The 15,227-nt window shown below is 38.8% G+C and carries 11 protein-coding genes; 9 read left to right on the top strand and 2 right to left on the bottom strand.

Annotated elements, in window-relative coordinates:
* The first annotated feature begins 5 nt into the window (after positions 1 to 5).
* The 9 genes from MM236_RS18155 (at position 6) to MM236_RS18115 (ending at position 11,223) form a co-directional block, all read left to right on the top strand.
* Positions 6 to 923 carry a hydroxypyruvate isomerase family protein gene (locus MM236_RS18155; protein WP_241276418.1) on the top strand — a complete coding sequence of 306 codons (918 nt, stop codon included), beginning with the start codon at positions 6 to 8 and terminating at the stop codon, positions 921 to 923.
* Positions 924 to 935: 12 nt separating this feature from the next.
* A complete protein-coding gene (locus MM236_RS18150) occupies positions 936 to 2,843 on the top strand; it encodes a beta-N-acetylhexosaminidase (protein ID WP_241276417.1) in 1,908 nt (635 codons plus the stop codon).
* 336 nt (positions 2,844 to 3,179) lie between these two features.
* Positions 3,180 to 4,955 (top strand): sodium:solute symporter family protein, encoded by a 1,776-nt coding sequence (locus MM236_RS18145; protein WP_241276416.1) that lies wholly within the window; start codon positions 3,180 to 3,182, stop codon positions 4,953 to 4,955.
* Positions 4,956 to 4,965: 10 nt separating this feature from the next.
* Positions 4,966 to 6,141 carry an SIS domain-containing protein gene (locus MM236_RS18140; RefSeq protein WP_241276415.1) on the top strand — a complete coding sequence of 392 codons (1,176 nt, stop codon included), beginning with the start codon at positions 4,966 to 4,968 and terminating at the stop codon, positions 6,139 to 6,141.
* A gap of 1 nt (position 6,142) precedes the next feature.
* Positions 6,143 to 7,039, top strand: a complete 897-nt coding sequence (locus MM236_RS18135; RefSeq protein WP_241276414.1) for a 1-phosphofructokinase family hexose kinase — start codon at positions 6,143 to 6,145, stop codon at positions 7,037 to 7,039.
* 3 nt (positions 7,040 to 7,042) lie between these two features.
* On the top strand, positions 7,043 to 7,987 hold the full coding sequence (locus tag MM236_RS18130) for a carbohydrate kinase family protein (protein ID WP_241276413.1): 945 nt from the start codon (positions 7,043 to 7,045) through the stop codon (positions 7,985 to 7,987).
* A gap of 3 nt (positions 7,988 to 7,990) precedes the next feature.
* Complete coding sequence (locus MM236_RS18125) at positions 7,991 to 8,815, top strand: class II fructose-bisphosphate aldolase (RefSeq protein WP_241276412.1); 825 nt, start codon at positions 7,991 to 7,993, stop codon at positions 8,813 to 8,815.
* A gap of 1 nt (position 8,816) precedes the next feature.
* Positions 8,817 to 9,791: an amidohydrolase family protein gene (locus MM236_RS18120; protein ID WP_241276411.1), complete on the top strand. Its 975-nt coding sequence runs from the start codon at positions 8,817 to 8,819 to the stop codon at positions 9,789 to 9,791.
* 22 nt (positions 9,792 to 9,813) lie between these two features.
* Complete coding sequence (locus MM236_RS18115) at positions 9,814 to 11,223, top strand: Gfo/Idh/MocA family protein (RefSeq protein ID WP_241276410.1); 1,410 nt, start codon at positions 9,814 to 9,816, stop codon at positions 11,221 to 11,223.
* Between the two features lie 364 nt (positions 11,224 to 11,587).
* Here MM236_RS18115 and MM236_RS18110 read toward each other — a convergent pair whose 3' ends face one another.
* Complete coding sequence (locus MM236_RS18110) at positions 11,588 to 13,342, bottom strand: DUF3472 domain-containing protein (protein WP_241276409.1); 1,755 nt, start codon at positions 13,340 to 13,342, stop codon at positions 11,588 to 11,590.
* A 237-nt stretch (positions 13,343 to 13,579) separates the two neighbouring features.
* Positions 13,580 to 15,217: a RagB/SusD family nutrient uptake outer membrane protein gene (locus MM236_RS18105; RefSeq protein WP_241276408.1), complete on the bottom strand. Its 1,638-nt coding sequence runs from the start codon at positions 15,215 to 15,217 to the stop codon at positions 13,580 to 13,582.
* Positions 15,218 to 15,227 lie beyond the last annotated feature (10 nt).

Below are 15,227 nucleotides of genomic sequence, written 5' to 3'. Positions count from 1 at the left end.
GAAGGATGAAAAGGAGAAAATTTATTAGAAACGTTTCTTTGGGCTCAATTATAGGTGGATTGACAGGGTTTGACCTGATTGCTGGAGAAAGTTTTGTGAGAAAAGCAGATAGGTTTAATTTGGATTATGCACCGCATTTTGGGATGTTCCAAAATCATGCTGGAAAAGATCTCGTCTCTCAGCTTGATTTTATGGCAGATCAAGGTTTTCGATCTTTGGAAGATAATGGGATGTTGGGAAGGCCGGTAGAAGAACAAGAGAGAATAGCGAAAGCACTTGAGAGACTTCAGATGACCATGGGTGTATTTGTAGTAGATGGAGGTGATAATTGGAAGATTTCTCTGACTACTGGAAAAGAAGAATTTTTGGAAAACTTCATCAATACATGCAAAAAATCTGTAGAGGTTGCCAAACGTGTCAATGCAAAGTGGATGACTGTAGTCCCTGGTTTTTATGAAAGAAATTTGCCTTTGGGTATACAGACCGGAAATGTCATTGAAGCACTCAAAAGGGGAGCTGAAATTTTAGAACCCCATGGTTTGACTATGGTGCTTGAACCTTTGAGTGATACTCCAGAACTATTCCTAAGAAACTCTGATCAATCCTATGCAATTTGCAAAGCGGTAGGAAGCCCTGCATGCAAAATCCTCTATGATGCTTACCACATGCAGCGAAACGAAGGGAACTTAATACCAAATATGGAAAAATGCTGGGATGAAATTGCCTATATCCAAGTTGGCGATAATCCAGGAAGAAAAGAACCTGGAACTGGCGAAATCAATTATAAAAATGTTTTCAAATTTTTAGCGGAAAAAGGCTTTGAGGGAATAGTTGGGATGGAACATGGAAATGCTTCTTCTGGAATAGAAGGAGAAAAAGCACTGATCAAAGCTTATCGTGAAGTAGATCAATTTAAAATCTAATTAATATTTGAAATGAAGAAACAATTTAAATTTGTGATAGCAGGATGCCTTTCTATTTTTTTCAATATTGCTTTACTATATGGACAACAAGGTGAGTCCTTATCTGTAGTTCCTTATCCATTGAAAGTAAATATGGGTACAGGTAATGTGGAGATTGGAGATGGAGCTTTGGTTTTTGCTGAAAGTGCTGGACTAAGAAAATCAGCTTCACTCTTCAATGACTACCTAAAAAATAGATATCACGTAAACCTTGGCATTTCATCCCAAAATCAAACCAATACACTTATCTCAGTTTCCTACGATAAAAATCTTGATCCGGAAGCGTATCATTTGGTAGTAGATCAAAGCAAAATTGAGATAAAAGGAGGAGAAGCTGGTGTTTTTTATGCATTTCAGACTTTATTGCAATTAATCGAAGAAAGCGATGGTAAATTGACAGTTCCGGTTTTGGAAATTGACGATAAGCCTGAGTTTGGTTACAGGGGATTGATGATAGATGTAAGTAGGCATTTCAGGACGCTTGATGAAATGAAGCAGATTGTAGACTTGATGGCACATTTTAAGTTGAACAGACTTCATTGGCATTTGACGGATGATCAGGGATGGCGATTGGAGATCAAAAAGTATCCAAAGCTTACAGAGATAGCAGCATGGAGGGATGAGACTATTATTGGACAATACGGAGATTTCAAACCATTTATTTATGATGGGATCAAACATGGTGGCTACTATACGCAAGAGGAAGCTAGAGAATTGGTACAATATGCAGCCGATCGGAAAATAACAGTAATACCGGAAATTGAGCTGCCAGGCCATACATCCGCAGTATTGGCAGCATATCCCGAATTGGGAAGTTTTGAGGTGAAAGATGGTGGAGTTCAAAAAGGTACAATTGTAGCAAAAGATGAAAAGGGTAATTTATATAACAATGAAATTTATCCAAAAGTACCAGGCTATTGGGGTGTTCTTTACAATATTTATGGTCCAAAGGAATCTACATTCAGGTTTTTGGAAGATGTTTTGACAGAAGTGATGGATATCTTTCCAAGTGAATATATCCATATAGGAGGAGATGAAGTTCCGAAAGATCATTGGAAAACTTCCGCTATTGCCCAGGATTTCATCAAGAAAAACAAATTGAAAGATGAGCATGAGTTGCAAAGCTTCTTTATCAGGAGAATTGAGAAGTTTTTGAATAAGAATGGGAGAAACCTGATTGGCTGGGATGAGATTTTGGAAGGAGGGTTAGCGCCAAATGCTACGGTGATGAGTTGGAGGGGAGAAGCTGGAGGTATTGAAGCAGCCAAGATGAACCATGATGTGATCATGACTCCAAACAGTCACATGTACATTGATCACGGACAAGGTTCTCAGGCTGATGAGCCTTTATTTATTTGTTGTCTGTTGCCTTTGGAGAAGGTTTACAGTTATTATCCAAAACCTGAGTCACTGACTGAAGAGCAGCAAAAGCATATTTTGGGCGTACAGGCAAATATGTGGACAGAATATGTCCCTTCATTTGCAAAGATGCAGTATATGGTTTTTCCAAGGCTTTTGGCATTGTCTGAAGTAGCTTGGATGCCTAAGGAGAATAAAGACTATGATGCATTTTTTACCTCAAGGCTTCCAAAAAGACTAGCGGAACTTGAATATCAGGAAGTGAATTTTAGAATTCCAGAAGCAAAAATTGAAATTTCGGATGCTGACGGAAAGAAATTTATCAAAATGACACCAAGTGTAAAAGGAAGTCAAATCTACTATACTTATGATGGCCATCAGGCAGATAGGACTTCACAATTGTACAGGGGTGAATTTTTGATGCCGACCCCTGGAGATGGGCAGGGTCCTTTAAAACTAAAATATATTATTGTGACACCTTCCAATCGTGAAAGTGCAGTGTATTCTATAGAAGTAAAATAAACTACATTTTCCATTATTATTTAAGCCCTGATAAGCTACCGCTTGTCAGGGTTTTTTTGTTTTATTAAAAAAATAAAATGAAAATATTTTAATTTCGTTTCATATAATAATGAAAGTTTTTATATTTCGATAAATTCCGAAACTATCAAACAAAACTTAAGCTTTGCTGAATAAAAAAGGGTTTGTTTTTGAGTTTTTATGGCCGAATCAGTTTGTTTGGGCACAATTCTCAAAATTTGATAAAGGAAAATGCATTTGTTAGGGGAAAATTATAGCGGTTCCTTTAAAATTTAAGAATTAATAAGAAAATATATAACATAAAGATTCGAAAGAATAATGCTTTTACAACAGATTGATTGGATCATATTGATTGCCTTTTTTGCAGTTTCGCTTGTCATTGGCTTGTACACAGCAAAGAAAGCTTCCAAAAGTCAGGAGGAGTACTTCAATGCAGGAGGTACGATGTCCTGGTGGCTTTTGGGAATCTCTATGGTGGCCACCACTTTTTCTACAGACACCCCAAATTTGGTTACTGATATTGTCCGTAAAAATGGGATTTCTGGAAATTGGGTTTGGTGGAGTTTTTTGCTGACAGGCATGTTGACCGTATTTTTCTTCGCAAAACTTTGGAAAAGATCTGGGGTTTTGACCGATATTGAGTTTTATGAAATGCGCTACAGTGGGAAAATCGCTGCCTTTTTAAGAGGTTTCCGCGCTATATATCTAGGAGTTTTCTTCAATGTTGTGATCATCGCTTCAGTTTCTCTTGCTGCGATAAAGATTGGAGGGATATTATTGGGGATTAGTCCATTGCAAACGCTTTTGATTTCTGGTGTAGTAACAGTTATATATAGTTCATTAGGAGGTTTGAGGGGAGTGGTTTTGACAGATTTTATCCAATTTGGACTTTCTCTTGGGGGTGCTATTGCGGCAGCTTATATAGCAGTAACTCATCCTGCAGTGGGAGGAATGGAAAATCTATTGGCAAATCCTGAAGTGAGCAAAAGATTGAATATTCTGCCTGATTTCGGAAATATGGAATTGGCAGTTATGGTCTTTTTTATCCCTTTGTTTATTCAATGGTGGTCTGTATGGTATCCAGGAGCTGAGCCTGGTGGTGGTGGATATGTAGTACAAAGGATGCTTGCGGCAAAAAATGAAAAACATGCCTTTAGCTCAGTTTTGCTTTTCAACATAGTGCATTATGCAATCAGGCCTTGGCCATGGATCATTGTTGCATTATGCTCCATTATCGTATTTCCAAATTTATCAGACATCAGTGCAGCATTTCCGAATACTGCTTCTAATATTATCCAAGATGATATAGCCTATCCAGCGATGTTATCTTTCTTGCCTGTGGGACTGATGGGCTTGGTCGTTACCTCACTTGTGGCAGCGTATATGTCCACTTTGTCCACTCATTTAAATTGGGGAGCATCTTATGTTGTCAATGATTTCTACAAAAGATTCATCAACCCAAACAGTTCCCAAAAAACACTCGTGAATGTTGGAAGAATCGCTACTGTTTTGATTATGCTTTTGGGTGGATTGATTGCCCTACAACTGGAGAATGCACTGCAAAGCTTTAGTATTTTATTGCAAATCGGTGCTGGAACTGGTCTGTTATACATTTTGAGATGGTATTGGTGGAGAATCAATGCGGCAAGTGAATTGGCAGCTATGATCGTTTCATTCTTGGTGGCATTGTACTTTTCATTTGTCCACAAGCTTTACTTCAATCCTTTACCTACTCATATTGAATTAGTTATTGGTGTTGCTATTACCACTATTAGTTGGGTTTTAGTTACTTTCATTTCAAAGCCAACAGATCAAAAAGTATTGGTGAATTTTTTGACCATAACAAAAGTACCTGGTAGAGGCTGGGCGAAAGTTCGTGCTTTGGCCAAGACAGATTCAGGGATTGTAGTGGATGAGAATTTGTTTGGATTCCAAAAAGCTATTTTTTCTTTTGCCATAGGAGTTATCGCAATTTATGCCTTACTGATAGGGATTGGAAAAATTGTATTAGGAGAACCAAATCTAGGGTATGGGATGCTTTTAGGATCCATCCTCGCCTTTGCAGTTGTATATAAATTAATAGACAAAGAATAACCAAAAAACAATGATATCAACAACCTACTTAAACTTAGACCATCAAAAAGCCGAGAGAGTTGGTGCACATGAAACCGCAAGGGAAATTGCGCATCAGCCTCATCTTTGGTTAGATGTATTGAATTTGATTGACACAAACAAAAGTCAAATTTTAGCATTTTTAGACCCGATTTTTGAAATCCCCAACCTCCGAATCATTCTCACCGGTGCTGGTTCTTCGGCATTTATTGGCGAAGCAGCACAAGGTTTGGTTCAGAAGAATACAGGGAAAATCACTCAGGCTCTTGCTACTACAGACTTGGTAACGCATCCTGAATTGTTTTTCATGGATGATGTACCTACACTTTTGATTTCATTTGCGAGATCAGGCAACAGTCCCGAAAGTGTGGAAACGGTAAGACTTGCTGATTTACATGCAAGCAACCTATACCATTTTATCATCACTTGCAATGAAGAAGGTCAATTGGCTGAATATGCGAGGCAACACAAATCAAATACTCATTGTCTGCAATTGCCCAAAGAAGCTAATGACAAAAGCTTGGCTATGACTGGCAGTTTTACTTCAATGTTGCTTTCAGTTTTGCTGATTTCAGATTTGAAGGCAATGATTTCGAAGAAAGAAGAAGTCGCATCAGCCTCTAAGTATGCTGAATACATCTTGAATAATTATCCTCCCAAATTTCAAAAAATAGCTGATTTGGACTTTGAAAGAGTCATATTTTTGGGTTCAGGGCCATTATTGGGAATTGCCAGAGAATGTCATTTGAAACTTCAGGAGCTGACTGACGGTCAAGTAGTCTGTAAGCATGACTCATTTTTGGGTTTTAGACATGGGCCAAGAGCTGTATTGAATGAAAAGAGTTTAGTAGTATTCCTTTTTTCTCATGATGCACATGTATATCAGTATGAAAGAGATTTAGCCAAAAGCATTTCATCGGATTTGAGGGAGATTCCTTCCATTAGTTTTGGAATTCAAGAAAAGGATGATTTTGATTCCATTTTGAATGTTTCCAATAGCTCTTCAGATAATACTGTTGGGGATTTCAATGTGTTGGTAGCTACGCTAATTGGTCAGTTACTAGGATTTTACAAATCGTTGGCTTTAGGTCTTCATCCTGATAGTCCTTCTGTAAGTGGAGCTATTTCTAGGGTAGTTCAAGGAGTGAAAATTTATAACAAGCATTAAAATGATCTTAGCAGTCTGTCCAAACCCTTCCATAGATACTTTTGCTTATTTGCCTTCGATTAAATTGGGTTTAAGCAACAGGATTGAAAAAATAAAAGAATTTCCTGGAGGAAAAGGGATTCATGTCGCATTGGCACTCCAAGAGCTAGTTGCGGATGTGGAGTTGATGGGTATCTGGGCAGGAGCAACTGGGAGCTGGATAAAAAATTCTTGCACAAATCAGGGAGTGAAGTTATCAGGGATTGACATTCAGGGATCTAATAGAAAATGCTTCACATTTATCACAACAGAATCAGAATCAGATCATACTGAAATTCTAGAGCCTGGTCCACAATTGAATGAAATTGATTTCAAGGAGTTTTTGGAAAATTATAAAAACTCACTTCGAAAAGCCTCAATGGTTTGTATTTCAGGTTCCTGGCCAAGTGGGAGCCCTCGGGATGCTTGTCAGCAATTGGTAAAGTTGGCAAATCAAGGAAATGTAAAAGTCTTTCTGGATTGCACAGGGGAACAATTGGAAAATGCCTTGAAAGAGGATGTTTTTGGACTTCATTTAAATGAATCTGAATACTTGGAAACCTGTAAAGATTTTGGTGAGAATGCTTTTGAGAAAATTGAATGCTTGGCATTGACGAAAGGAAAAGAAGGTTTGGAGCTAAGGTTTAACAATCGTCAAATACATGCTAAGGTGATTTTGGATAAGGTGATTAGCACTGTTGGAAGTGGTGATTGTCTTACAGCAGGGATTTGCTTCGCTGTAAATAAAGGTATGCCTATCGAAGAGATTGCAAAATTCGGCGTGGCATGCGGAGCTGCCAACTGTCTTAGGGAAGATTTGGGTATGCTGTATAAAAATGATGTTGAAACGCTCTATGACAGAGTTGAAATAAAAAACTGAGAAATGGGAAACAAGAAAATTCTGGTTGTAGGGGAGTTGAATGTCGATCTGATATTGAATAATATAGAAGGCTTTCCAAAGATTGGAGATGAAATTATCGCCAATGATATGAATCTTACTCTGGGAAGTAGTTCTGCAATATTTGCTTCGAACATTTCGATTCTGGGTATTGATACCTCCTTTTGCGGAATGGTGGGCAGTGATTATTTTGGAGAATTTATTGAAAAGGTATTGGTAGATAGGGGAGTTGATTGTTCTTTTTTGAGAAAAGTAAAAAATAAACAATCAGGGGTTACCGTAGTGATGAATTATGATCAAGACAGGGCCAATGTCACGTTTTGTGGTGCTATGGAAAACCTTACCATAGAGGATGTGCCCTGGAGTGAGATAAAGCAATTTGACCACCTGCATTTTTCCAACCTTTTTCTTCAGAAAAACATCAAAAATGATATAGTCCAACTGTTCAAAAAAGCAAAAGATGCTGGACTGACAACATCCCTTGACCTTCAGACTGATCCCGAAGGAGCTTTTGATTTTGACTATGCCGCATGCTTGCCTTTTGTTGATATTTTCCTTCCAAACAAATCTGAGTTGCTTGGTATCACTAAAGTTGATTCTGTCGAAGAAGCTTTGGATAAAATAAGTCCATTTGCCAATCAAGTGGCTTTGAAAATGGGGGAAGAAGGCAGTATCCTAGTATCTAATGGAAAGCAAACTGTTCAACGAGGATATTCACATTCTTCCTTTGTAGATGCCATTGGTGCAGGAGACAGTTTCAATGCTGGTTTTATTTCAAAATTCCTCTTTGGAGATCCATTAATTGACTGCCTAAAATTCGGGAATCTGATTGGAGCGATCAATACTACAGCTGCAGGTGGTACAGGTGCATTTCAATCAAACTCCCAACTCACCAAAATAGCTAAAGAAATTTTCAATCAGGATATATAATTTATGAATCTTAAGAATAAATTAAAACTACTTACAGAAGAGAAAAGAGGACTTCTTGCCACCAATTTCTACAATCTGGAAACATTGCATGGTGTCCTTGGTGCTGCACAACAAACAGGAGATTCTATTATATTGCAATTGACGCAAAGTTCCATAGACTACATGGGTTTGAATACTGCTGTAGCTATGGGAAGGGAAGGGTTGAAGCAATTTGGTGTAGAAGGTTGGATCCACTTGGATCACGGAGGCTCTGTGGACTTAGCCCAAAGTTGTCTGGATGCTGGGTTTGATTCAGTAATGATTGACGGATCCGAGTTGCCATTTTCCGAAAATGTAAAGCTCACACAAGAGGTCGTGAAAAGAGCAAAATCCTATGGAGCTCATGTTGAGGCTGAGTTGGGATTTGTCGCAAAACTTGGACAATCACACGCACACAATGGTTTTACGCAGCCCCAAGAAGCGAAACAATTTGTCGAAGAAACAGGAGTGGATGCTTTGGCAATTTCTATTGGTACTGCCCATGGATTTTACAAAGAAGAACCAATGCTCCAAATAGATTTATTGAAATCAATAGTCGCAGAAGTGACTGAAGCTACATTTGTACTTCATGGTAGTTCTGGAGTACCAGAATCACAACTTCGCACAGCTATACAAAATGGAATCTGCAAAGTCAATTTGGCTACGGAGATCAAAAACATCTTTATGAAGACCCTTCAGGATATATTAACCCAAAACGAGGAAATAGATTTAAGAAAAGTATTTCCAAAAGCAACAAACGCAGTTACCGAATTGGTAAAAGGCAAATTGAACATTGTAAACAATAGATAAGATGAACTTGATTGATGCACACTGTCATTTGAATACCAACTCCGAAGCAAAGTTAGAAAAGGCCTTGGAGAAAGGAGCCGCATTTGTGTCCATCAATACTGATATTCCATTCTTTGAATCATTGGAAAAGCAGGAAGCTGTAGTCTTGGAACTAAAGCAAAAATATCCTAACCAAGTGAGGTACATAGGGTCTTTTGAATCAGCTGGCTTTGGTTCGGATCAATGGATCAACAAAGCGCTAAACCAAATCAAAAAAACAATTTCCAATGGTGCTACAGCCATCAAAATCTGGAAAAATTTTGGAATGGCTTTGCAAGAAAATGACGGAACCTATTTACTTGCAGATGATCAAAGGTTAGACCCGATTTATAAGTATTTGGCGGAACAAAAAGTCCCAATGATAGGCCATATCGGTGAACCCAAAAACTGCTGGCTGCCATTGGATCAGATGTCTGTTGATTCCGATAGGGAATACTTCACTCATCATCCAGAATACCACATGTATTTGAATCAAAAAGTCCCAAATCATGATGCACAAATAGCAGCAAGAGATAGGGTTTTGGCAAAGCATAAGGATTTGGTTTTTGTCGGGGCACATCTCGGAAGCATGGAATGGAATCTTGATGAAGTTGCCAAAAGGCTTGATTTGTATCCCAACTTCCATGTTGATCTGGCAGAAAGAATTTGCCATGTTCAGCTTCAAAGTATGGTTGACAGAGAAAAAGTAAGGGAGTTTTTCATCAAATACCAGGATAGGATTATCTATGGTTCGGATGTGATAGACGATGGTTCTTTGACCGAGGTTCAATGTGCTCAAAGGTTCGAATCATTGTGGGAATATCATCAGGAGTATTTCACTACGAACAACAAAATGACAGCACCAGAATTTAAGGGGGAATTTACTGGCTTGGAGCTTCCTGAGGAGGTAAACAGGAAGCTTTTTGTCGAGAATGCAAGGAAAATGTACAAATTTTAATTTAACCATATCAAAAATAACCATGAGCAATAATAGAAGAGACTTCCTCAAATTATCTGGATTGGCCGGATTGGGTTTGATCGGAACAGGTATGAGCAGCTTTAAGTCTGCCGAAGAAATGGAGAGACTTCCAGAAATGATCAAAAGGAAACGCATCCAACATTTCAACATGAGTGGATTTGCTGCTCCCAAATTGGACAAAGTGAGAGTTGGCTTCATAGGTCTTGGGATGCGAGGCCCAGGGGCTGTCAATAGGATGAGCAAAATAGAAGGAGTAGAGATCATTGCTATTTGTGACCTAGTACCTGAGAAAGTGGACAAAATTGCCAAGTCATTGGAAAACACTGCCCACAAACCTGAGAAATATTCAGGAAGTGCCTATGCATGGAAAAAGATGGTGGATCGTGATGATTTGGATTTGGTCTATATCGCCACTCCGTGGGATTGGCACACTCCGATGGCTGTCTATGCCATGGAGGCAGGAAAACATGCAGCTGTAGAAGTCCCTGCTGCCAAGACTTTAGAGGAATGTTGGCAACTCGTAGAGACTTCCGAAAAGACCCAGAAGCATTGCATGATGTTGGAAAATTGCTGCTATGATTTCTTTGAACTGATGACCTTGAATATGGCAAGAGATGGATTCTTTGGTGATATTCTCCATGCAGAAGGAGCATACATTCATGATCTATTGGACTTGAATTTTGCCAAAAATGCGTATGAAGATATGTGGAGATTGAAGGAAAATTATAGAGATGGAAACTTGTACGCAACCCATGGGCTAGGCCCGATTGCCCAACTTTTGGATATCAACAGAGGAGACCAAATGGATTACTTGACATCTTTGTCTTCGGCAGATTTCCACATGGCTGACAAAGCGAGAGAGTTGGCAGAGAAGGATAATTTCTATTCCTCATTTGTAGAAAAGAAATTTGGTGGAAACATCAACACTACTATTGTAAGGACCAAGCATGGCAAATCTATGATGATCCAACACGATGTGACTTCACCTAGGCCATATTCTAGACTTCATGCATTGAGTGGTACAAAGGCCTTTGCCCAGAAATATCCAATGCAGAAGATATCCAGTGGTCATGGGTGGATCAAAGACGATGAAATGAAAGTATTACAGGAAAAATACACTCCGGAGATTGTGAAGAAAGTAGGGGAGTTGGCCAAAAATATCGGAGGTCATGGAGGAATGGATTTCATGATGGAGTGGCGATTGGTCGATTGCCTAAGGAATGGACTTCCTTTGGATCAAGATGTCTATGATGCAGCATCATGGTCGGCCCTATCACCTTTGAGTGAGTGGTCTGTGGCCCATAGATCCAATTCTATCGATGTACCTGACTTCACCAGTGGTTCATGGAAAACCAATAAACCTTTGGATATCACGCTCAATGGTGGCGGTACCACAAAAGTAATAGTGTAAATATGATTTGTTAATAGGGTAAATTAGTTTAGTTGAAAAAAGGCACCGGGGTTTTCTTCGGTGTTTTTTTGTTGAATTTTACCTCTTTACCTCGGTCTGTGTCCTCACAGACCGAAATCCTAGTAGTTTATTTGAATGTTCTGTGAGTACACAGGACATGGGTGGTAGATGGAAAATTGCTATGTTTTTAGCTAGTTATAAGTACTGATTTTTTTGGAGCTATTTCCCGCTTTCCGTTACAATCTTTTTTGTTCGTTCCTCTCAAAAAAGGATTTCCACTGCAATCGGGGCTATGGGTTTAATGTGTAAAAAATAAATTCAAAAAAAGGGGTGGCAATTACTCGCCACCCCCTTTTTTATGAATTTAGTAAACCCCGATTTCGGCAAGAGCGCCAAATTGCTGTCCATCATGTGCATTCAGACCTTCAAATTTGAAGTATCTGAAAGTTGTCTTTTCATCGAGATTCTTCACTTGCTGGGACGCATCATTGAGCAATTGGCTATCAACCAATGTTGTCCAGTTTTCATTGTCTTGGCTTACATAGATCTTGAAATCTTTGATTTTCCTTGAGCCATTTCTCTGTGAGATCACAAATCCTTCAACTTCCTTATTTTCTGACATATCCACTGTAAAATGATGTGGATATGATGCAGCATCAGATGACCATCTGCTATGCCAATAAGTAGTCAGATCCCCGTCAATCACATCATTTGCCCTACCTGTATCTCCCTCACCTGATGTCTCTTCAGAACTGAAATCCACAATTGTCCAATTGGTTTTATCCGCTTCATCAATTTTTTCTGGTGCTATTACTTCTACCCCAAGTGTCTCCAAAAATTCAAAGTCAATTTGTGGAGTCTGATTGTTGGCAGATCTTGAGTGCATGCTGTTCAAGGTTATGTTTTGGTCAAAGAACCCACAGTTCTGAAGGAAGAATTTCCCCTCATCGGATCCGCCTGCATAATCCATCCTGAAACCAATAGTAGCAATGGCATCACCCGTAAACCTAGCTTCGGTCAACTCCGTCCATTCACCTTCTGTAGACCTAATCCATTGATTGTCATAGTGAACTTTTCTTCCAATATGGCCATAGTTTTGATTGAAATTCTCCAAAAACGAATGTGGTCTTTTATACCAGGTATCGGTTTTCGGTCTTTTGAAGCTTGCGATGATTTGCCATTCACCTACCTCTGGTGCATAGAAGTAACCTGTATAGATCGTATTTCCATTTCCATCAGGTTCCACAGAATTGATGAATTTATAAGTGTTGCCAGCTACCCAATTGAATCTCAAATAACTCTGACCTCCTGATCCTTCATTGCCAAACTCACCCGTGTAAACTTCTTCACCTTTTTTGAGAACAATTATTCTTTCATCCTCAGGGATATCATTTGGATTGTCTGTGACATATGGACTCCAAACAGAAAATAGAACCCTTCTTTCCGTTTCGGAATTTACCTGAATCCCAAAATATCCTTCACCAAATCCATTTGCCATGAAATATGAACCCAAAGGATCTTCACCTTCTGGAATTGTCATTTCATTGTAAAACCATTGGTAATCTTTGCCTTCAGGAACTTGATATCCCAAATGAACAGAAGGGCCACGTCTTCCCCAGTAAAAATTGTTGTCATCATTGTTTTTGACATATTCAGCATTGATATCACCTGAATGTTCTAAAATAATATCTCTGATTTTAGCGAAATTATCCCCGGTTTTGGAAACACCAGTCAATTCAATTTTTTCATATCCTTGCTTAAATTCAAAATCTCCAACTTTGATTTCTCCAGAGGTATTGTTTTCAATGGTTACCTCTTTTTCGGTCTCCCCAATTTTGACTTTGATGGTAGCTTGATCAGGTTGGTTTTCGATATTGAGAATCACACCGATAGATTGTGCACCGGTTGTTTTTACAAAAACATTGTAAACAGTATTGTTGTCAGTCCAGCTTGAAATCCCATTTTGGTTGATAGGTTCTGAAACTGAACCCGATACTTGATAAGTGTTACCTCCTAGAGGAATCGTGACTTCATTGTCATAATTATTATCCACAGGTACATTGTCTTCCGGATCTTTGCAAGAAGAAAAAGCAAGGAGAAGCATTAAGAATAATTGCATATTTTTTTGCATGATTATAAAATTAATATTGAGAAAATTATTTTATCACCTTGGTTGGTTTCCTTCATCCCCTTGGTCAGTGTCCTCACCGACCAATCAGCACCTTGGTCGGTGTCCTCACCGACCAATCCATCAAGGTTTCGATTGTTAAAATCGATTTTTTTTGGATATTTCCTCAAATTTTGATTTTTGGGTAAAAAAATGGTCTAGAGATTCAACTCTCTAGACCATTTTGATTTATGATGGATTTTGTGTCAATCCTTCATGTACAAGAAGTTGTGCTTCAGGAATAAATTCAATGATCGCATTGTCATTTGGCTGAATCATAGTTTTAGGATTGTTTCCTACCAAGTGAGTGCCAGGGTATCTTCTGTCCATGGTTTTTCCGTTTCTGAAAACATCCATTTTTCTATGCCCTTCCCATGCCAATTCCAACATTCTTTCTTCCATTACCACATCCATTACAGATTTGCCACCAAGGTTAGCCATGGTATAAAGTCCATTGGCTGGAATACCTGCTCTTGATCTGATTACATTTACCAATTCAAGTGCTTCCGCATTTTGACCCAATTTGGCCGCTGCTTCCGCTTTGTTCAGATACATCTCTGCTAGCCTTGATACTACTGGTGACCATAAGTGTGCTTGATCATCTTGGCCAGAGCATTTGGTGATAAAGTACTTAGGGAAATTGTTCCTAAGATCCAACTGCTTGTCTATGAGGATTCTTTTTCGACCTTCGTCAGTATCCATGTAATAGCTGATTCCACCTCTTTCATTTAGGGATGTTTCCACAGTTTTGGTAGTACCATTGTGAGTATATTCAAATCCATCGCCTACAGGAGTCAAAGGTGTCCATCCATAATTGAGATTATCCCTTACATAAAAGCCCCAAGTAATATCCTCATTCACCACAAATGGCAGGATGAAGTTGTTTCTCTGATCTTCAGGAAATTCCCTTACAAGCTCCAAATATGGTCTTGAAGCATACAATTCACCCCAGCCAGCTCCTTGAAGATTGGCATATAATGATCCGATTGTATACCAGCCATTTGACTCATAATCAACATCTCTCACAAACTTCACCGCAAAGATGGTTTCGGTGTTGCTTTCTGGTGAAAGTTTTGGGTAATCACCCAATGTCTGAGTAGGAACTAAAGAAAATCTACCTGAATTCAATACCAAATCAGCGTATTCAATAGCCTTTTGATTGTCCTCTTTATACAGATATAGTCTTGATAATAATGCCCAAGCTGCTTCTTTTGATGCAAAAACATTCGATTTGCTCTCAGTAAACAATGCAGCTGCTTTCAACAAATCGGCTTCTACCTGATCATAAACTTCACCCACAGAAGATCTCGTAGGGTGATTCAATGGTTCTGCATCAAGTTTTAGCGGAACACCTGGATTATTTACTCCTTGATTGTAAGGTCTTCCAAAGATGTTTACCATCGTAAAGTGCATCAGGGCTCTGATATAGTAGTTTTCAGCCAAGATTTGGTCGTTGCTTTCTGAACTTCCTTCTACCACATTTCCGATTACCTGATTCGCTGATACTGCAATTTGATACGAACTTCTCCAGAATCCAGCTGCTCTACTTCCATTCGGGATTCTTTGGTAATTATAAGTAAAAAACAAAGGATCTGAAGTAGTACCACTCAAAGCAACATTGTCTCCAGGGTATTCGAAAAGCCTGTGCCAATTTTCTGTCCAAGCTTTCATTCTGCTGTAAGTACCTAGGGTTACATTCATGGCACTCGTTTCTGATTGAGCAAGATCATCAGAAGTGATGGAATCATAAGGGGATTTGTCTATATCACAAGACGTTATAGCAAAGATTCCAAGGGAAATTATAAATATATAGCTTAATTTTTTCATGATTGTTTTT

This window comes from Belliella calami, assembly GCF_022549695.1.
In the GTDB taxonomy this organism is placed as follows: Bacteria; Bacteroidota; Bacteroidia; order Cytophagales; family Cyclobacteriaceae; genus Belliella; species Belliella calami.
Note: the sequence above shows the minus strand (reverse complement) of the source record. Positions and strands in the feature narration are given on the sequence as shown.